Annotated in this window: 20 protein-coding genes; 11 read left to right on the top strand and 9 right to left on the bottom strand. The window is 63.1% G+C overall.

Features of this window, described 5'->3' with window-relative positions; genetic code table 11:
• Positions 1-357 precede the first annotated feature (357 nt).
• From wrbA to ACFSJC_RS00915, 4 genes are all read left to right on the top strand, one after another.
• Complete coding sequence (wrbA, locus tag ACFSJC_RS00930; protein ID WP_386021878.1) at positions 358-972, top strand: NAD(P)H:quinone oxidoreductase; 615 nt, start codon at positions 358-360, stop codon at positions 970-972.
• A gap of 100 nt (positions 973-1,072) precedes the next feature.
• Complete coding sequence (locus ACFSJC_RS00925; RefSeq protein WP_386021875.1) at positions 1,073-1,360, top strand: sll1863 family stress response protein; 288 nt, start codon at positions 1,073-1,075, stop codon at positions 1,358-1,360.
• A 210-nt stretch (positions 1,361-1,570) separates the two neighbouring features.
• The gene (locus ACFSJC_RS00920; protein ID WP_386021872.1) at positions 1,571-1,729 is read left to right on the top strand and encodes a hypothetical protein; all 159 of its coding nucleotides are present in this window, start codon (positions 1,571-1,573) and stop codon (positions 1,727-1,729) included.
• A gap of 88 nt (positions 1,730-1,817) precedes the next feature.
• The gene (locus ACFSJC_RS00915) at positions 1,818-3,176 is read left to right on the top strand and encodes a class II fumarate hydratase (RefSeq protein ID WP_386021869.1); all 1,359 of its coding nucleotides are present in this window, start codon (positions 1,818-1,820) and stop codon (positions 3,174-3,176) included.
• A 62-nt stretch (positions 3,177-3,238) separates the two neighbouring features.
• Here ACFSJC_RS00915 and ACFSJC_RS00910 read toward each other — a convergent pair whose 3' ends face one another.
• The 3 genes from ACFSJC_RS00910 to ACFSJC_RS00900 all read right to left on the bottom strand — a co-directional run bounded on the left by ACFSJC_RS00910 (position 3,239) and on the right by ACFSJC_RS00900 (position 5,431).
• Positions 3,239-3,535 (bottom strand): hypothetical protein, encoded by a 297-nt coding sequence (locus ACFSJC_RS00910; RefSeq protein ID WP_386021867.1) that lies wholly within the window; start codon positions 3,533-3,535, stop codon positions 3,239-3,241.
• Between the two features lie 22 nt (positions 3,536-3,557).
• Positions 3,558-3,971, bottom strand: a complete 414-nt coding sequence (locus tag ACFSJC_RS00905; RefSeq protein WP_386021864.1) for a CBS domain-containing protein — start codon at positions 3,969-3,971, stop codon at positions 3,558-3,560.
• A gap of 68 nt (positions 3,972-4,039) precedes the next feature.
• Positions 4,040-5,431, bottom strand: a complete 1,392-nt coding sequence (locus ACFSJC_RS00900; RefSeq protein WP_386021861.1) for an MBL fold metallo-hydrolase — start codon at positions 5,429-5,431, stop codon at positions 4,040-4,042.
• Between the two features lie 550 nt (positions 5,432-5,981).
• Here ACFSJC_RS00900 and ACFSJC_RS00895 point away from each other — a divergent pair.
• On the top strand, positions 5,982-6,647 hold the full coding sequence (locus tag ACFSJC_RS00895) for an FAD-binding oxidoreductase (RefSeq protein WP_386021858.1): 666 nt from the start codon (positions 5,982-5,984) through the stop codon (positions 6,645-6,647).
• 99 nt (positions 6,648-6,746) lie between these two features.
• Positions 6,747-7,505: a PRC-barrel domain-containing protein gene (locus ACFSJC_RS00890; protein ID WP_386021855.1), complete on the top strand. Its 759-nt coding sequence runs from the start codon at positions 6,747-6,749 to the stop codon at positions 7,503-7,505.
• A gap of 250 nt (positions 7,506-7,755) precedes the next feature.
• On the opposite strand, the gene ACFSJC_RS00885 is transcribed toward ACFSJC_RS00890, so the two are convergent.
• Positions 7,756-8,175 carry a DUF1523 family protein gene (locus ACFSJC_RS00885; protein ID WP_386021852.1) on the bottom strand — a complete coding sequence of 140 codons (420 nt, stop codon included), beginning with the start codon at positions 8,173-8,175 and terminating at the stop codon, positions 7,756-7,758.
• A gap of 381 nt (positions 8,176-8,556) precedes the next feature.
• Here ACFSJC_RS00885 and ACFSJC_RS00880 point away from each other — a divergent pair, with 381 nt between their 5' ends.
• From ACFSJC_RS00880 to ACFSJC_RS00860, 5 genes are all read left to right on the top strand, one after another.
• The gene (locus ACFSJC_RS00880) at positions 8,557-8,967 is read left to right on the top strand and encodes an NINE protein (protein ID WP_386021849.1); all 411 of its coding nucleotides are present in this window, start codon (positions 8,557-8,559) and stop codon (positions 8,965-8,967) included.
• A gap of 36 nt (positions 8,968-9,003) precedes the next feature.
• Positions 9,004-10,290 carry a phospholipase D-like domain-containing protein gene (locus ACFSJC_RS00875; protein ID WP_386021846.1) on the top strand — a complete coding sequence of 429 codons (1,287 nt, stop codon included), beginning with the start codon at positions 9,004-9,006 and terminating at the stop codon, positions 10,288-10,290.
• A 164-nt stretch (positions 10,291-10,454) separates the two neighbouring features.
• Positions 10,455-11,426 (top strand): cation diffusion facilitator family transporter, encoded by a 972-nt coding sequence (locus ACFSJC_RS00870; protein ID WP_386021844.1) that lies wholly within the window; start codon positions 10,455-10,457, stop codon positions 11,424-11,426.
• A gap of 14 nt (positions 11,427-11,440) precedes the next feature.
• Entirely contained in the window at positions 11,441-12,433 is a 993-nt protein-coding gene (locus ACFSJC_RS00865) for an aldo/keto reductase (RefSeq protein WP_386021841.1), read from the top strand.
• A gap of 14 nt (positions 12,434-12,447) precedes the next feature.
• Positions 12,448-12,642, top strand: coding sequence for a hypothetical protein (locus tag ACFSJC_RS00860; RefSeq protein WP_386021838.1), 195 nt, complete (start codon positions 12,448-12,450; stop codon positions 12,640-12,642).
• An 81-nt stretch (positions 12,643-12,723) separates the two neighbouring features.
• Here the strand turns inward: ACFSJC_RS00860 and ACFSJC_RS00855 are convergent, their stop codons facing one another.
• The 5 genes from ACFSJC_RS00855 to ACFSJC_RS00835 form a co-directional block, all read right to left on the bottom strand.
• Positions 12,724-14,019 (bottom strand): DUF2254 domain-containing protein, encoded by a 1,296-nt coding sequence (locus ACFSJC_RS00855; protein WP_386021835.1) that lies wholly within the window; start codon positions 14,017-14,019, stop codon positions 12,724-12,726.
• Positions 14,020-14,071: 52 nt separating this feature from the next.
• Complete coding sequence (locus tag ACFSJC_RS00850) at positions 14,072-14,881, bottom strand: TrkA C-terminal domain-containing protein (RefSeq protein ID WP_386021832.1); 810 nt, start codon at positions 14,879-14,881, stop codon at positions 14,072-14,074.
• Between the two features lie 18 nt (positions 14,882-14,899).
• Positions 14,900-15,877 carry a YihY/virulence factor BrkB family protein gene (locus ACFSJC_RS00845; RefSeq protein ID WP_386021829.1) on the bottom strand — a complete coding sequence of 326 codons (978 nt, stop codon included), beginning with the start codon at positions 15,875-15,877 and terminating at the stop codon, positions 14,900-14,902.
• A gap of 236 nt (positions 15,878-16,113) precedes the next feature.
• Positions 16,114-16,281, bottom strand: a complete 168-nt coding sequence (locus tag ACFSJC_RS00840; RefSeq protein ID WP_386021826.1) for a DUF1328 domain-containing protein — start codon at positions 16,279-16,281, stop codon at positions 16,114-16,116.
• Positions 16,282-16,358: 77 nt separating this feature from the next.
• The gene (locus tag ACFSJC_RS00835) at positions 16,359-16,553 is read right to left on the bottom strand and encodes a CsbD family protein (protein WP_386021823.1); all 195 of its coding nucleotides are present in this window, start codon (positions 16,551-16,553) and stop codon (positions 16,359-16,361) included.
• Positions 16,554-17,106 lie beyond the last annotated feature (553 nt).

Raw genomic sequence — 17,106 nt, 5'->3', positions numbered from 1 at the left:
CCCCGCGAGGTGGCTCATAAGGCCCACCACGATGAAGCCCCCGCCCGGTTCCGGCGCGCCCACGGCCTGGCATCGAATCTGCGTGGCCCATTAGACGCGCTGAAGGACTTTCAAGAATCGCCTTCTGGGCAACCGTTCAACCTAGAAAAAGCAGTCAGCCGCCAGCGATCAGCCTCCAGCGGCTATTTTCTCGAGGTTTTCGCTTCTTGCGGGCTTCACCGAATGGGTGAGCCTTGGCAGAGCGCCCCAATAGCCAAGCTGCTGATTTTCAATAGCTGGCTGCTGGAGGCTGGAAGCTGACAGCTCTTTTCAGGTTCAAACCCCACCGCATTGATCCAAGCCACGAGAGGAAAGGCAATGACAACCAAACTGCTGGTGCTCTACTACAGCATGTACGGCCATGTGGAAACGATGGCCGAGGCCGTCGCCGATGGTGCGCGGAAGGTGGAGGGTCTCGAGGTCAGCCTGAAACGGGTCGCCGAAACGATGCCCGAGGATCAGGCCCGCGCCGCCGGTGCCAAGCTCGATCAGGCCGCGCCGCTCGCCCGACCCGAGGAACTCTCCGACTACGACGGCATCATCTTCGGCACACCGACGCGCTACGGAAACATGTGCGGACAGATGCGCACCTTTCTCGACCAGACCGGAAGCCTGTGGATGCAGGGCGCCTTGGTCGGCAAGGTGGGCAGCGTCTTCACATCGACCGCCTCGCAGCATGGCGGACAAGAGACCACGCTCACCTCCTTCCACTCGAATCTCCTACACCTGGGGATGGTCGTCGTCGGTGTTCCGTACTCCTGCCAGGAGCTTCTAAACATGGACGAGATCAGCGGCGGAACCCCCTACGGGGCAAGCACCATGGCCAAGGACGACGGCAGCCGCCAGCCCTCGGACAACGAGTTGGCCATCGCGCGCTTCCAGGGACGCCATGTCGCGCAGATCACGCGCTGGCTCGCCATTGGCGCCACATAGCGCTCACGAGATGCCGCTTGAAAGATGCCCGGCAATGTTTGGCTTGGTCTTTGCTTGGCATTCACTGCTTCCTGCAACAACGACAACGGAGGAATTCATAATGAGCGAACGAGAAGCCTACGTAGACCAGATGAAAGCGAAACTCGACCAATGGAACGACGAGATCGGCGCACTCGAGGCCAAGGCCAAGGTCGCCAGTGCCGATGCCAAGGTGAAGTACGAGGAATACCTCTCGACGCTGAAGGAAAAACAGGCCGACGCATCGGCGCGGCTCGCGGAGTTACGCGACTCGAGCGGTGACGCCTGGCAGGACATCCGCGACGGCGCCAGCAAAGCGGCAGACGCCTTGGGCGAGGCGCTGAAGTCCGCGAAGTCCAAATTCCATTAGACCCAGCGCGTTCCCGGACCATCTGTAGCCGCCGCCAGCGGCGGTCCGGGCTGGAGGTCTGGGGTCGATTACCGCCTGCCCCGACCATCGGGGCAAGCGGGGTCAGTCGACCCCAGGCCCCCTTGAGACAACGCCAGCAAACCCGGTTACCCGCCGGCCCGCTATCCGCATTCGCTCGCGACTCACACCAAGACTGAGAGGAGAACCGAGATGAAAACCTTTCTGAGCAGAGCCCTGATCGTCGGCGGCATCGCGATGATTGGACTCGCGGCAAACACCCACGGAGCGACCACGGATGCCGTACAAACCGGCTCGGCAACGACGGTCACGCAAGAGGCGCCCGGGCTGGTAAGGCATGCAGACCGCTGAGAATTAGACGGTCAAGCGCGGACGAAGACGGTCCGGCCGCCTTGAGCCCGAACCAGATCGGACAGGCGCTCCAGGAGGTCGAGACGTGATGAATACACCAGACGCCGCCAAGGCCGAAGACCAACCGCTCTACGGCAAACAGACGCGACTTGCGGTCGAAAATTTTCGTATTGGCGGTCGACCGCTCCCCGGCGCCTTCATTCGCGCCCTGGGGTTGATCAAGGCGACGGCCGCACGCGTCAACGGCGCACTAGAGGCCCTGCCGACGGACATGGCCGAGGCCATCGCCGAGGCGGCGGACGCGGTTGCCGAGGGCCGCCACCAGGACCAATTCCCGGTCGACGTCTTTCAGACCGGCTCGGGCACCAGCACCAACATGAACGCCAACGAGGTGATCGCAACGCTGGCCGAACGCCGACTCGGACGCCCGGTCCACCCGAACGATGACGTCAATCGCGGACAGAGCAGCAACGATGTCATCCCGACGGCGATCCATGTCAGCGCCGCCTTGGCCCTGCGAGCGCTCACCGGACACCTAGACTCCCTCCAGCGTGCGATCGAAGGCCGCGCGCGGACGCTCGATTCGGTCGTCAAGACCGGTCGCACCCATCTGATGGACGCAGTGCCCATCACCCTCGGGCAGGAGCTATCGGGCTGGGCGGCCCAAATCGCCGCAGACATCGAGCGCTTGAACGACGTCGAGCGACGCCTGCTCAGGCTCGCGCAGGGCGGCACGGCCGTCGGCAGCGGACTCAACAGCCACCCCGAGTTCGCCGAGCGCTTCGCCTCGCTGCTCGCAGCCCGCACCGGGCTGGCATTCCAGCCGGCACCCAATGCCTTCGCGGTGATCTCCGCCCAGGACACGGCGGTCGAGCTGAGCGGTCAGCTGCGCGTCACCGCGATCAGTCTGCTCAAGATCGCCACGGATCTGCGCTGGATGAACAGTGGTCCGGTTGCGGGTCTCGCGGAGATTCGACTGCCAGAGCTGCAGCCTGGCAGCAGCATCATGCCCGGCAAGGTCAATCCCGTCATTCCGGAGGCCGTGTCCATGGCGTGCACCCAAGTCATCGGACTGGATGCCGCAATTGCCTTGGCCGGCCAAAACAACCGATTCCAGCTCGCGACCATGCTCCCGCTCATCGCCCTCGACCTGCTGGAGCAGATCCGCCTCCTGAGCGGATCGGCCGAGGCACTGGAGACCCAGACCATCGCCCGCTTCGAGGTCGATGCCGAGTCCCTGGGCAAACGCGTCCGCTCCAATGCCATGCTGGCAACGGCCTTGACGCCGCGCATCGGCTACGATCGAGCGGTCGAGATCGCACGTGCGGTACAGGCGCAGGGCCGTGAAGTGATCGAGGTGGCGCGCGAGATGACCGATCTGTCCGAGCACGACCTGAAACGCCTGCTGGATCCCATCCGCATGACACACCCCGAAGACGTGGAATAGTTGGCCCGAGGAAGCGTCCTTGCTGCTGGACATCCCGACCACCGCTCGCTCCGTGACCGACACTACCGGTCTTCGCCTCGCCGCCCTTGGCCGGAAGCGCTCGACGGGCTCGACGACATCCCCGGTTGCGACACATCCATCCGCGACTCGCCCTCGCTCGATGTCTCGGGCGGATACGGCGACTGAACCGGACTTTTGATGACTCGCGGGGTTTGGGTCCGCGATTCGAAGTAATCGGAATCGGGTTTCATGTCGTAATAACTGCCACTGCCGCCCTCGGCCTGGGCGGCGCTTGCCGCGACAGGCGTGAAGGCCGCGATTGCAAAGGCGATTGGCCCAAGTTTGCGCACGTTGATCATCGATCGTCTCCCTCTCTAAACGTTAGACGTTGCCGCGCACCCGTCGTACCCCCTCAGGCTCGGGACCAGAAAAGGCCTGAGGCGCCGTCAATGCGTCGATGACCTCGAAAACGTCGATCATGCCGACCAAATCGCCGTCCACGTTCGTCACGCAGATCGCCGGCTGCCGCGTGCGGCAGATTAGACTCCGCACCTCCTCCAAACGGATCTCCATCCCGCAGCTGACAGGATTCCGAGTCATGGCCTCCGCAACCGTTGGAGCGCCGCGCTCGCCTTCATCACGACGGTACTCAGTGACCAAATCGCGCAGCGAGAGGCTGCCGACCAGCCGTGGTCCATGACAGACCGGCAGAAGCCAGTGGCTGGACTGGCGCATCACCTCGGCGGCTTCCTTTAGGTCGCAATCGGGATCCAATGTCGTGAAGTCAGTCCTCATGGTTTGGATCAATGTCATAGTCGATACCTCACTCGTCAAAGCCGAAAATTCATCAAACCGACTGTCCCCTAGCGCACAACCGGCAGCGATTCCGCCTGCCAGCCGGTCATTCCGCCGAGCACGTTGAACACCGCCTTGTGACCTTGACGCTTGAGGACGCTCGCGGCGACCGAGGACCGGAAGCCGCTGCCGCAGACGACCGCGACCGGCCGGCCTTTGGGGATCTCGTCGGCACGCCGCCCGATTTCGGCACCCGTGATATGGACGGCCTGGGGAATGTGTCCGGCGCTCCATTCGGCCGGCTGGCGCACGTCCAGCACCATGAGATCGTTGGGCTTCCCGATCTGCTCGTTCAGCTCCCACACGGTCCATTGCGGCAGGATGTCGATCGGCATCCCAGCGGTCCGCCAGGCGAGCATGCCGCCCGAGAGCCAGCCGAGCGGGAGCTCGTACCCGATCCGCAGCAGCTGCCAGCAGACCTCCCAGAGGTCGCCCGGCTGTTCGAGCACCAGGACGATGGGCCGGTCGTAGGGCACCACGCTCCCGGCCCAGGTCGCAAACGAGGTGCCGACACCCACGTTGAGCGCGCCCGGGATATGGGCGGTGAAGGCCTCGGGCGAACGGCAGTCGAGCAGGGTGACGCCGTCGCGTCTCAGCCGCTCGACCTCGTCCACGCCGAGCGGGGGCGGATCGGCCAGCACGCCGAGCGGCGGCGGCCCCTCGCTGTTGAGCTTGCGCATGCGCGGCCAATAGGGCGGAACCGAGGGCAGATCGGTCAGATCCATGCACTGGCCGACGAAGCCGTCGACGTCGGTGAGACGCGCGAGCAGCTGGTTCATGCGCCGCTCGTAGCCGACCGTGGTCGAGAGCCGGCTGCCGATGTTGCCCCCGCAGAGCGAGCCGGCGACGTGGGTCGGATAGACCTCGACGAAGTCCGGCAGGGTCAGCACCTTGCTCTGCAGGGTCTGGCAGAAGGCCTCCGCACTCTTTTTCGCCTCCTCCGGACCGCCGAGCAGATCCGGTCGCGCCAGGTCGCCGACCAGCAGGGCACCGCCGGAGAAGAAGATGGCCGGCTCGTCGCCGCGCGAACGGTCGGTGAGCACGAGACTGATGTGCTCGGGGGTGTGTCCCGGCGTATGCAGGAACTCGAGGGACACCTCGCCCATCTCCAGCCGCTGGCCGTCGTCCATCGGCGTCACACTGTACCCAAGCTCCGCGCGCGCACCTGCGAGAAGCTCGATGTCCCCCCGCTCGGGAAGCTCGCAGATCCCCGTCAGATAGTCGTTGTGCTGATGGGTATCGCAGGCGTAGCGGATCCGCATTCCCTGCTCGCGGGCGGTCTGGAAGTAGGTATCCACATCGCGGCGCACGTCGAGCACGAAGGCCTCGCCGGTCTCCTCCGATCCGACGAAATAGGACGCATGACCGAGGCTTTCCAAATAGAACTGCTTGAAGAACATGAATGGTCCCTCCTGGCGGTGGCTGCCCACTCGCGGACAGGGGGCATTGCGCGCGTCTCCGTGGCTTGATGACAGGGACATCGAGCACGCCGCAACCCGAACGAGCGAGCCAGGTCCCATAGCCGCAGCAAGTCATGGACCAAAGATGTCGAATCCCGCGACCAGCGGGACGCGATAAGCCCGCATCCGCGCGAAGCGCGATCGGACGGTCCTTTTGACCTGCCGGTCGGGGCAAATACACCAACGCGGTACGCAACCCTGACCGAGAGCGCAGTCCTTGCTTTGGGCGTCACTTCAGCAGACCGAGCCTGGCGACAGCACAAATCGCCCGGATACGCCCTGCCGCCAGACGCCAGGCACGCGGTTTGCTCAGACGCTGAGTCGCCAGGTACAGAATCAGAGGTGCGAAGGAACGACCGATGGTCCACTCCTCGAAGGCGCATGCCCAAGCCCGGTCATGTCTGTCGGTTGAACAGGCACCACGCAACAACGTGCCGCGGAGCGAACGTCAACCACCGCCGTACTCGACCCAGACGAGAGGAAAAACACGATGCCCAAGCCAACGACACTCCTGATGAGCGAGTTCGTCACCCACGACGTCCAGCGACTCCTGCTGACCAAGCCGGACGGCTTGACATGGAAACAGGGTCAGGGAGTCAAGGTCCAGATCGACGACGATGCCTGGCGCAACGAGGGCCGGCCCTTCACGCCGACCTCGTTGCCGGACGATTTGATCCTGGAGCTTGCCGTCAAACGCTATCCGGAGCACGACAGTGTCACCGTCGCCCTGCACGAACTCAAACCCGGCGCCAAGCTGCTGCTCGACGAGCCCTTCGGCAACATCAGCTACCAGGGATCCGGCACGTTCATCGCGGCTGGAACCGGCGTCACGCCCTTTCTGGCCATTCTCCGGCAGTTGGCGCGCGACGACACCCTGGAGGGGCACCAGCTCTTGCTGACCAACAAGGCCGAGCGGGACGTGATCTGCCGCGCGGAACTCGAACACTACCTTGGCGAGCGCTGCATCCTGACCTACACCCACGAGCACGACACAGGCCAAGAAGGCCGTCATATCGATGCGGCCTTCCTCGCCGCGCACATCGACAGACCGGACCAGACCTTTTATGTCTGCGGACCCCAGGGATTCGTCGAGTCGATCAACGCGCATCTGCTGAGCTTGGGCGTGCACCCGAACAGCCTCGTTTACGAGCGTTGAGCCGACCCGGTACGAAGCTGTTCGCTTTTTTATGGCATGGATGCTGCGTTTTTCCAGAGACACACATCACTTGGGGCACTCGACCCCTTGGAGGTCTCAATGCTTCGAAGCCTCACCGCGCTGAAAGGCTATCGCCTGGTCGCAACGGATGGAGACATCGGTCACTGCAGCGATTTTCTCTTCGACGACGAAGAATGGGCCGTGCGCTACATGGTCGCGAAGACCGGCCCCTGGCTCCTCGGACGCGAGGTTCTGGTCTCGCCGACGCACATCGAGCGCGCGAGCTGGGAGGCGCAGGCGATTCCGGTCAAACTGACATGCAAACAGCTTGAGGAGTGCCCGCCACTCGACACCGATGCGCCGGTCTCACGCCGCTACGAGCGGGCCTATCACGACTTTTTCGCGACGCCGTACTACTGGATGGGCGCCGGCCTCTGGGGAAACTACGGATATCCGGAGCTCTTGATTCCTCGGGAGGAACCAGAGGAACTTGCAGAGGAGCCTGCTGAGGAGGAAACCCACCTCCGGTCGATCGAGGAGGTCTCCGGCTACAGGATCCGCACGCGAGAGGATCGCAACGCCGGCCATGCGGCGGATTTCATCGTCGACGACGAAAGCTGGGCGATTCGCTATCTCGTGCTCGACACCTCGTACCTGCCGTTTTCCAAGAAGCTGCTGATCGGCAGCGACTGGATCTCCGACGTGGGCTGGATAGACGGCGAGCTGAAGCTCGATGTCGGAGCCGATCAACTCGAAAACGCACCGGCCTACGATCCCGAAACCCTCATCAACGAAGAAGAGGAGACGGTGCTTTACGACTACTATGGCAGACCGCAGGCCAGACGCCGTTCGAGCTGACCTGATTGAGCGGGCGTCTTCCGGGGGCTTGCCCTCCACTCTCTGGAGCCAGCCCCTGCCGACGTGAATGTTCTGTCCTCGATCCCGGCAACAGCAGGCGCACAAGGCCGGGGCTTTTTGTCGATTCGATCGAAGGATCGTCCTCTTGCCGACGCGCATCCGTATGGTGATTAGGCGCCGAGAGGACGATCCCTCATCGAGCCCCCTGGTGCGAGACTAGGCACCTGGGCGCTGGATATTCCCACCTCCTTTACTGGTGGGCGCCCGCCTCCACAGCAGAGGAGGAATCGGAAGGCGCATCGAGACAGTCCTGGGGCGCATCGATGGATGTTGCGTTCGGGAACATATCCAGCCACGGGATACGCAGGCTATAGCCGTTCACTGTCACAGGAACCTCAGGACAGTCTCGCGTGATCCGGCTGGCGACCGACTGAAGGTCCGCCGAATCGAACTTGAAATAAGGCGGCATGAATCCCGCGTCCTCGTTACGAAAGATCAGCGTATCCGCCGTATCCGCATAGACCGTCTCGATCCGGTACTGGACATCGCGACCATCGCCGGTCACACCAGTGATCTGTACCTCCCAGGAATCTGGTCCCCAACGGAGCCAAAGCAGAACGATTGCAATGACGAGAACGACGGCAAAACCGATCGTAAATTTCTGTTTCATAAGCGTGGCCTCCCTTATGTACGACTAAGCAGTGTGTATTAAGGCGTGCGCTCGAACTGCGGAAGAGCGCAGTAAACCCGCGAAACTCACGGACCCGCACTAGCTAGAGCAACCAGGATGCCAACCAAGAAAATCAGCGTAAGATTATGATAAAAAGCATTATTTCTCGAACCGCATGCCACACCGACCGCCGGAGGTGGAATTGCACCGGTTGATCGGGTTCGGCCCGGGTGATATCCACCTATCCTCTCGCCCGACGGCACTCGCCGGATCGCCGAGCGATCGGCAACGCCCCTGCCGTCCAATCGGGCACTCCACCGAGCGCGTTGAACACTGCACGGTAGGCGTGCTGCTTCGGGACAACCATCTGCGGAGGAGACGATGCTAGAGCACGCCGACGACACTCACTCGAAGACCATGGGCTATCTGCTGTGGATCTTCGGATTTCTGGGCGCCCATCGGTTCTATTACGGCAAACCGGTGACCGGCACCCTCTGGTTTCTGACCTTGGGGTTGCTGTTCGTCGGCTGGATCCTCGACGTCTTCCTGATACCGAGCATGGACCGTCAAGCGGACCGACGCTTCGTCAGCGGCCCCAAAGACTACAACCTGACCTGGATCCTGCTGACCTTCCTTGGTCTGTTCGGCGTGCACCGCTTCTATCTCGGGAAATGGATGACCGGACTCCTCTGGCTGCTCACCGGCGGCTTCTTCCTGATTGGCTACCTCTATGACTACTGGACGCTCAACGAACAAATCGATGCCGTCAACGCGCATGCCGACCCTGATTGACGGACCCCGCGATTCCGCGATGCAGAGGCTTGCGCCATGCTGATGTCACTCGGCGGTCTCGTCTTCCTGGCAGCCCTGCTCGGGATGCTGCTCGCTTATCTGACGCGCACGACCGCCATCCGACGCATGCGCACGCTCGGCGGCGAGCAGGATGTCCTCGACGCGCGCGAGGACAAGTTCAACATCCACCTCGGCCTGATGACATCCGTCCAGGTCGTCGGGGGCAACGAGATCGAGGTGCTGTTCAACGGCGACCAGACCTTTCCGCGCATCTGGGACGCGATCAAGGACGCCAAACACGTCATCTGCGTGCACGTCTACGAGGTCAATCCCGGCCAGGTCGCCGACACGCTGCTGCGCGCCCTCAGCGAGCGAGCCCAGGCGGGCGTCCAGGTGCTGGTGCTGCTCGATGCCATCGGCTCCGGGCAGATGCCCAGGAGCTATCGGCAACGCCTGATCGCCGCCGGCGCAGAGGTCGCCATCTACCGACCGCTCCGGCTCAAGGAGGCGTACAAGTTCCAGCAGCGCATGCACATGCGCGCCATCGTCATCGACGGACGCATCGGCTTCACCGGCGGCTTCGGGATCGCCGATCAATGGCTCGGCAACGGACGCGCTCAAGATCAGTGGAGGGATACCAATGTGCGGATCGACGGACCTGCGGCGATGCAGTTGCAGGTCGCCTTTTCCAACAACTGGGCGGAGGCGACCGGCGATCTATTGATCGGCGACACCATCTCCCCTTTCAACCGCATGCCATCCGTGGACGAGCCCCAGGCCGCAGGCATCATGGCCTGCTCGCCGTCGCTGGGCAGCACCAACGCCGAGCGCTTCTTCTTTCTGGCGATTACCTCGGCGCGCAAGCGCATCTACATCGCCAGCGCCTATTTCGTCCCGACCCACGGCATGCGCTGGCTCTTGATGAACGCGGTGGACCGAGGGGTCGACGTGCGTGTCCTGACGCCGGGGAGCAACACCAATCAACCCCTGGTCTGGCACGCCGGACGCGCCATCTATCGACAGCTCATGGATGCCGGCGTGCGTATCTACGCCTACCAGCCGGGGATGATGCACGCCAAGACCTTCGTCGCCGACGCCTGCTGGGCGACCGTCGGCACCTTCAACATCGACAATCGCTCGATGACCCTCAATGACGAGGTTGCCCTGATCATCCGCGACGAGACCATTGCCCAGTGTCTCGAACAGCATTTCCTCGCCGACCTGGAAGACTCCAAGGAATTGCGCCCTCGGGATCTACAGCCGGAATCCGGGCTGGACTGGATCAAAATCCGTGGATCCCGTCTGCTGACACCCTTCCTCTGAGACGTCGGGAGAAGACAGGAACCAGTCCACCCCGCACAACCTCTGGAGCGAAATTTGCTTATTGCGATTCGGCGGGGCGCCTCCAACAATCACCCTGCGGGTTCGCCCGCGCTTTCCGAAATCGAGGGATTCGCACCCCACCGACAACCCACGAGGGAAAGACAATGAGCGCATCGTCCGTTGCGAACAACAAGAAAACGCCGATCGCCGTCTACGGCGCCATGGCGGCAAACGGCGTGATCGCAGTCGCCAAGGGGATCGCGGCCCTGTACACCGGCAGCTCGGCGATGTTCTCGGAGTGCATCCATTCGCTGGTCGATACCGCCAACGAGGGGTTGCTCCTCTACGGCATGAAGCGCTCCGGGCACCAGCCGGACCAGACGCATCCCTTCGGCTATGGCAAGGAGCTCTACTTCTGGAGCCTGATCGTCGCCGTCGCGCTCTTCGGTATCGGCGGTGGACTGACCTTCTTCGAGGGGCTGACCCACATCACCGGCCATGCCCCGGAGGAGCGCGGCAATGTCATGTGGAACTATGCGGTCATCGCCATCGCACTGATCGCCGAGGGCACCTCCTGGATGATCGCGCTCCGGGAATTCCTGCCCTCGGTCAAGGACAAGCGGCTCTGGCAAGCGCTACGCGACGCCAAAGACCCCACCACGGTCACCGTAATCTTCGAGGACTCCGCCGCGCTGGCGGGACTGCTGTTCGCCCTGGCCGGCGTCTATCTCACCGAGATCACGGGCAATCCGATGTGGGATGGCATCGCCTCCATGCTGATTGGCGTGACCCTGTCCGGCGTCGCGATCCTCCTCGCCTACGAGAGCCGCAGCCTGTTGATCGGCGAAGCGGCGGATCCATCGGTGATCGAAAGCATTCGCCAGATCGCCCGCGAGGACGCGGACGTGCTTGAGGCCGGCCGCCCCCTGACCATGCATTTCGGCCCCGATGAGGTCCTGCTGAACCTGGATGTCCGATTCCGCTCCAGCCTGTCGTCGGAGACGATCATGGGCGTGGTGGACCGGCTGGAACGCCGCATCCGAGAACGCCATCCGGAGATCAAGCGCATCTTCATCGAGGCCGAGTCGTTGCGTCGCGACGGGGATGATACCGCCGCTCGCCCTTCATCCACCTAAGCGCAGGAGAAACCATGGAATACACTACGCTCGGCAGCAGCGATCTGAACGTCTCCCGTATCGGACTGGGCACCTGGGCCATCGGCGGCTGGATGTGGGGCGGCACGGACGAGGAGACCTCCATCGAAACCATTCGCCATGCCGTCGAACTCGGCGTGACCTTGATCGACACGGCGCCGGTCTACGGCATGGGCCGTTCCGAGCAGATCCTCGGCAAGGCCATCGCCCGCCACGGACTGCGCGAACAGGTGGTGCTGGCGACCAAATGCGCGCTGAACTGGTCCGACGACGCGACCAAGGTCTGGCGCGAGGCGACGCGCGCACGTATCGAGCGTGAGGTCGAGGACTCGCTGCGCCGCTTGGGCACCGACCGCATCGATCTCTATCAGATCCATTGGCCGGACCCGAAAACGCCGATGGAGGAGACCGCACGCGCCATGGACGATCTCTTGCGAGCAGGCAAGATCCGCGCGATCGGCGTCTCGAATTTCTCTCCCGAGCAGATGGACGCCTTCCGCGCGGTCGCCCCACTGCACGCGAACCAACCGCCCTACAACCTCTTCGAGCGCGAGACAGGGGATGCGGTGCTGCCCTATTGCGCGCGCCACGGCATCGGCACCCTGACCTATGGCGCACTCTGTCGCGGACTGCTCAGCGGCAAGATGACGCGCGAGCGCCAATTCGACGGCGACGATCTGCGCCGGAGCGATCCGAAGTTCCAGCAGCCGCGCTTCGATCAATACCTGGCGGCGGTCGCGGCGCTCGACCGTTTCGCCCGCGAGCACTACGGCAAGGACGTCATGGCGCTGGCACTGCGCTGGCTGCTCGACCAACCCGGACACAGCGTCGCGCTCTGGGGCGGACGCCGACCCGATCAGATGGACCCGGTCAACATCATCGACGGCTGGAGCCTCGACCGCGAGGCGCTCGACACCATCGACCGGATCATTCGGAAGCATGTCACCGACCCCGTGGGACCGGAATTCATGTCACCCCCGAGCCGCTGAAGCAGGATCATGTCGTGAAGAGAAAAACACCGTTCTATTGGATGTTGCTTGCTGTCGTCACCCTCGCCGGTCTGAGTTCGGGTTGCAGCACCGTCGCGCCCGACGGGAAGCCCGCGAGCACATTCACTGCCATCGATGCCATCAACGATCAAGTCGAGAAGGGCAACATTGAGATCGAAGGGGATCCGGACGCGACGCCTCTTCCCTGAAAGAAAGCCCGGAAGGTCATCTCGTGTCGCGGGAGAGCAGGATTGAGCACGAATGCCGCCCCTCCACAGGAGCGCCGCATGCTAGCCCGTCCGCTCAAAGGCGGCCGTCTGAGTCAACGCGGCGACCGCACGCACGGTCGCCGCGTCCTCAGGTAGATTCAGCGCCTGCTCGGTACGCGCCAGCGCCAGTCGTCCATGATAGGCGGCTGCACCCCGCATGGCGGAATCGCCGATCAGTGCCAGCGATCGCAACGCCTTCTGCAAGCGCACGGCAACCTCGACCGTGCCGGCGCCGTCACGCGCAATCGCCGTGAAGGCATCATCGAACAGGTCTCTCACCGCAAGCTCCGGCACCTCGACCCGGTCGTACTTGGGCGCCTCACCCTCTTCCTGAGCGCCCGAATCATTCCAGAGCACAAACAGTCGAACGAACGTTCCGATCACGTCGATCGCAGTCCCGGGATCGTTGACCGCCGGGGATAGCGCACGGCCGGCGATCTCGGACAGGACCACCAGACCGAATCGAGGATCTTCTTGAAACGTGCGGTCGTCTCCGATCAAGAACGACTGGATCACCTGCTCGCAGTCAATCGCCGTGTTCCCATCGGGACTATCGCTGACGCACGCCAACGCCTGCCCGGGGGCGGCAAAGGTTCCCGGCAAGGCCGTGACGACGATACGTCCCTGCCCCTTTTCGGCGCAGGCCTGAAGCGCGGCGATATCGACATGCTGGACGTAGCCGACCCTGGTCGCGAACACCGCTTTCCCAACCGGGTCGTAAGGCCGTTTCGCCACGCCCTGGAGCGTGGGCGCATCGCGCCGCCGTTTCAGGGCGTCGGCCGTGGCCTTCTCCACGACGTCGATGGTCATTCCCAGCCGCCCGAGACGTGCAATGCGATCCACCCAACGTAGAAACGTCAGGATGACGATGCTAAAGACCGCCGCCATCAGGATGAAGAGCGTAAAGAGGCCCGCGCTCTCGAAGTAGTCGTTCTTCGCGGCCGTCAGGGCCACGACGCTGAAAATGAAGGCGCCGATGAAGGTCGAGAGGGCGTTCTGCGAGACATCGTCGGCAATGACCAGCCGAAATGAGCGCGGCGTTGCCGTGCTGCTGGCCGACGCGTACGCCGAAACCATGGATCCGACCGCGAAGGTCGCGATCACCAGCATGCTTGAGGCCATGATGGAGAGGAGGCTTTCGATGGAATCGGCGGAGATCGCCGGCACGAACTGCGCAAGATCCGTGTCGTCCGCGAGCTTGGCGACAAAGACGTTCGCAATCGACAAGAGACAAATCACCAGCGGCTTGACCCACAGCCGCTCGCGTAGCCGATGACCGAGCAATTTGAGCCGACCGCGCGAGATGATGACTGACATAGTGATCTCTTATGTTGTGCCTGATTTTGGCCCTGATTCTTCGACGAACCTGTCAATTCCTCGAAGCGGTATGGCTCCTCATCCTGTCTTCGGTCCCATCGCGTTCCGCCTTCCTGCGCTCGGCCTCGGCAATGCGGCGCTGCTCGTCGACCGCGTCGGCGTGCGCGCGATCGTCACCGGCACGCCGTGCCTCCAGCTCGCGCATCGTCTCCGTGCGACCGTAAACGATGAGCCGATCCCCACTCTGTGCCACGGTGTCGCCTCCCGGCGTGCCGAGCCATTCGCCGTCGAACTTGGCGAGCCCGAGCACCAGCACGCCTTCCTCGGCCGGGCGCAGCGCGCGAAGCGGCTGGCCGTCGAGCCAGCTACCGTCCTCGACGGCAAGCTCGACGATCTTGTAGTCGCCGGCCAAATGCAACAGACCTTCGTAGTCGGAGACGTCGAGACGGGTGAAACGCTTCAGCGCCCGATCGACGATGCGTGACAACAGTCGATCGACCCACTGACTGGAGGCGAAGGCCCAGAGCGATACCAGACCGGTCACCAGCAAGACCACCTTGATCCACAAGGCCATACCTTCGGCATCCCCGCCCCCCACGAAGGCGAGCATCAGGGAGGACACGGCGGTGACGATCCCCGCATTGCCGAGCAGCATGAGGGTCAGAACGATACGGCGGCGCACGGGATGGTTGACCACCTTTTCCGACTCGGTGGTGGTAAAGCCCGCCCCGGAAAAGGCCGATCGTGCCTGGAAGCGCGCGCTCTGGCGCGCGAGCCCGGTATGACGCAACGCGATGGCGGCAATGCGGGTGACGAGAATCGACAGGGTAACGACCAACAGCAGGGACAAGATAGCGGTCAAGACTTACCTCCGAGTCCTTCAGGCCGATGACGGCTGCTCGCCGGGCAGATGGTCCGCGACATAGGCGCCGCGTTCCCCGCGCGGACGCGCCTCGCCCCGGGTGGTATCGCGGGAGGTCTGGCGCTCGATCTCCGCATTGAGCTCGGCGCCGAGGATGGTGATCAGGGCCGAGAGATAGAGCCACATCAGCAGCACGATGACGGCACCAATCGATCCATAGGTCGCGTTGTAGTTGCCGAATTGGGAGACATAAAAAGAGAAGAGCGCGGACGCCGCCAACCAAAGCACGACGGCAAACACCGAACCGACCGAGACCCAACGCCAACGCGCAAGACAGCGCGACGGTCCGAAACGATAGAGGATCGCGAGCATGGTCAGCGCCAAGGCGGCCAACACGGGCCAGCGCACCAGATTGACGAGCGTGCGCGCGAACGATCCCAGCCCGACATAGCCCATCACGACCGGCACCGCAACGATCAGGGCGAGCACGACGACGACCAGGATCACCAGGGAGAAGGTCATGGTGAAGGCCGTCAGATTCAGCCGCAGGAAACCGCGTTCCTCGCGCTCGTCATAGACGATGTTCAAGGCCGCGATCACGGACCGGGTGCCCCGCGTCGCGCTCCAGACGGACAGAAGAATCGCACCGGCCAGTCCGGCGCCAAGCGTCTGCCCGGAGCCCGAGGCGACCTCGTGCATCTGCTGCGACAGCAGCTGGTAGACCTCTGCCGGCAGAAAGGCGCTCAGAGAGGAAAATTGGCTCTGCACTTGCGCAGGGTCGGCGACCAGCCCGAACAGAGCGATAAGCGCCGCGATAGCGGGAAACACGGCCAGAAGGCCGTAGAACGCGACCCCGGCGGCGGCGAGCGAGATATTGTCGGCCGAGGTCTTGCGCCACGCCCGCGCCAGGATCTTGAGCCAGCCGCCTGGCGGGATCTCGCCGGGCGAATCGGCGAGGCGGCCGATCGCCCGGTCGGTCTGATCGTCTGAACCCATCGGATCTCTCCCGTTTTGCTAAAAGACGTGGGCCGGGATCCGGCGGGCGGCCCAAGCGATAGGCCAGCGGGAGGCGTCGCATATCAAGCCTTCAGCGACCGGATCCCAGGTTAAGTGAGCGTCCATCGATTGCTTCCCGATATCTGGATTTCGGACATGATGTAGGTGCGAATGCATTCGCACCTACGAACATCGGGATGTCTGTCCTTTAACGATTCCTAAGTGTTCGCGATCGATCAGATTGAGGGCGGTCTGCGCCCGAGCACGAAGAACACCACGGCAAAGACGAGGCCGATCACAAAGAGTATCCAAGCGATGTTGGACGCCATGCCCGCGACACCGGTCAGGCCCAGCGCGCCGGCGATCAAGGCGACGATGAGGAACATTAGTGCGAGTCTTAACATCTGCACCTCCACATTCACATGAGGTTAGTTGTCCGCGACGAGCGTGACGGCGGACACCGCAATGCCCGCCGACGCATTCAGCTTTTTTCATATTCGTCGATTTGGCGCTCCGCCTCTTCCTTGGTCACGCCGTAACGGTGTTGGATCTTCCCGACGAGCTTGTCTCGCTCGCCCTCGATGGCCAAGAGGTCGTCGTCGGTCAGGTCGGCCCAACGCTCCTTTACATGCCCCTTCATTTCAGTCCACTTACCCTTGACTTCATCCCAATTCATGCGTCACCTCTTATCGTTGAGTTATGGCGCCGTACGCCTTGATAGGACCAAGGCTATGAATACGGTATCGAGTCGACTCGACTCAGCGATGGCCCTTACGACTTGGACATACAGTTCGCATGCCAACTATTGAGCTCGGGTACTTTCGCGCTCGCTTGAAGTCGCGGCAGATGCCTCTGCCACCTCGCCTCAATCGGCATGCACGCGGTTTGGCAGCTCGGTCCGCGCCCGGCCATGACAGGGAGCGACCGGCCCTTTGACGCGCCTTCCAGTCAGGAGGATTGCCTGACTCGCGAAGGCGAACGAATGGGCGCAAATCAGCGCGCGGCACACAGAAGAACCGATCGACATCGAGACGCACCGGCGAATCGGCGGTTCGGGGCATTCGCACCACCTCCCGCATCGACATCGGTGCTTATCAACCGACCGAACCAAGACGCGGGGCTCCCGATGGGCACCAGGATGAGGACCGCCAGATTCCGTACCGGCCCGATCCGCATTCCCAGCCGCACGGGCGCTTGAACGCAAAACGATTGGCATCGAGTTTGCTAAA

The organism is Thiorhodococcus fuscus, assembly GCF_042682685.1.
Lineage (GTDB): Bacteria > Pseudomonadota > Gammaproteobacteria > Chromatiales > Chromatiaceae > Imhoffiella > Imhoffiella fuscus.
The sequence above is the reverse complement of the archived record's forward strand: the minus strand, read 5'-3'. Positions and strand labels throughout refer to the sequence as shown.

Bases quoted from the DNA above. Each gene is read 5' to 3' on its own strand.
- wrbA (WP_386021878.1), top strand. From the start codon at position 358: ATGACAACCAAACTGCTGGTGCTCTACTACAGCATGTACGGCCATGTG.
- ACFSJC_RS00925 (WP_386021875.1), top strand. From the start codon at position 1,073: ATGAGCGAACGAGAAGCCTACGTAGACCAGATGAAAGCGAAACTCGAC.
- ACFSJC_RS00920 (WP_386021872.1), top strand. From the start codon at position 1,571: ATGAAAACCTTTCTGAGCAGAGCCCTGATCGTCGGCGGCATCGCGATG.
- ACFSJC_RS00915 (WP_386021869.1), top strand. From the start codon at position 1,818: ATGAATACACCAGACGCCGCCAAGGCCGAAGACCAACCGCTCTACGGC.
- ACFSJC_RS00910 (WP_386021867.1), bottom strand. From the start codon at position 3,535: ATGATCAACGTGCGCAAACTTGGGCCAATCGCCTTTGCAATCGCGGCC.
- ACFSJC_RS00905 (WP_386021864.1), bottom strand. From the start codon at position 3,971: ATGAGGACTGACTTCACGACATTGGATCCCGATTGCGACCTAAAGGAA.
- ACFSJC_RS00900 (WP_386021861.1), bottom strand. From the start codon at position 5,431: ATGTTCTTCAAGCAGTTCTATTTGGAAAGCCTCGGTCATGCGTCCTAT.
- ACFSJC_RS00895 (WP_386021858.1), top strand. From the start codon at position 5,982: ATGCCCAAGCCAACGACACTCCTGATGAGCGAGTTCGTCACCCACGAC.
- ACFSJC_RS00890 (WP_386021855.1), top strand. From the start codon at position 6,747: ATGCTTCGAAGCCTCACCGCGCTGAAAGGCTATCGCCTGGTCGCAACG.
- ACFSJC_RS00885 (WP_386021852.1), bottom strand. From the start codon at position 8,175: ATGAAACAGAAATTTACGATCGGTTTTGCCGTCGTTCTCGTCATTGCA.
- ACFSJC_RS00880 (WP_386021849.1), top strand. From the start codon at position 8,557: ATGCTAGAGCACGCCGACGACACTCACTCGAAGACCATGGGCTATCTG.
- ACFSJC_RS00875 (WP_386021846.1), top strand. From the start codon at position 9,004: ATGCTGATGTCACTCGGCGGTCTCGTCTTCCTGGCAGCCCTGCTCGGG.
- ACFSJC_RS00870 (WP_386021844.1), top strand. From the start codon at position 10,455: ATGAGCGCATCGTCCGTTGCGAACAACAAGAAAACGCCGATCGCCGTC.
- ACFSJC_RS00865 (WP_386021841.1), top strand. From the start codon at position 11,441: ATGGAATACACTACGCTCGGCAGCAGCGATCTGAACGTCTCCCGTATC.
- ACFSJC_RS00855 (WP_386021835.1), bottom strand. From the start codon at position 14,019: ATGTCAGTCATCATCTCGCGCGGTCGGCTCAAATTGCTCGGTCATCGG.
- ACFSJC_RS00845 (WP_386021829.1), bottom strand. From the start codon at position 15,877: ATGGGTTCAGACGATCAGACCGACCGGGCGATCGGCCGCCTCGCCGAT.
- ACFSJC_RS00840 (WP_386021826.1), bottom strand. From the start codon at position 16,281: ATGTTAAGACTCGCACTAATGTTCCTCATCGTCGCCTTGATCGCCGGC.
- ACFSJC_RS00835 (WP_386021823.1), bottom strand. From the start codon at position 16,553: ATGAATTGGGATGAAGTCAAGGGTAAGTGGACTGAAATGAAGGGGCAT.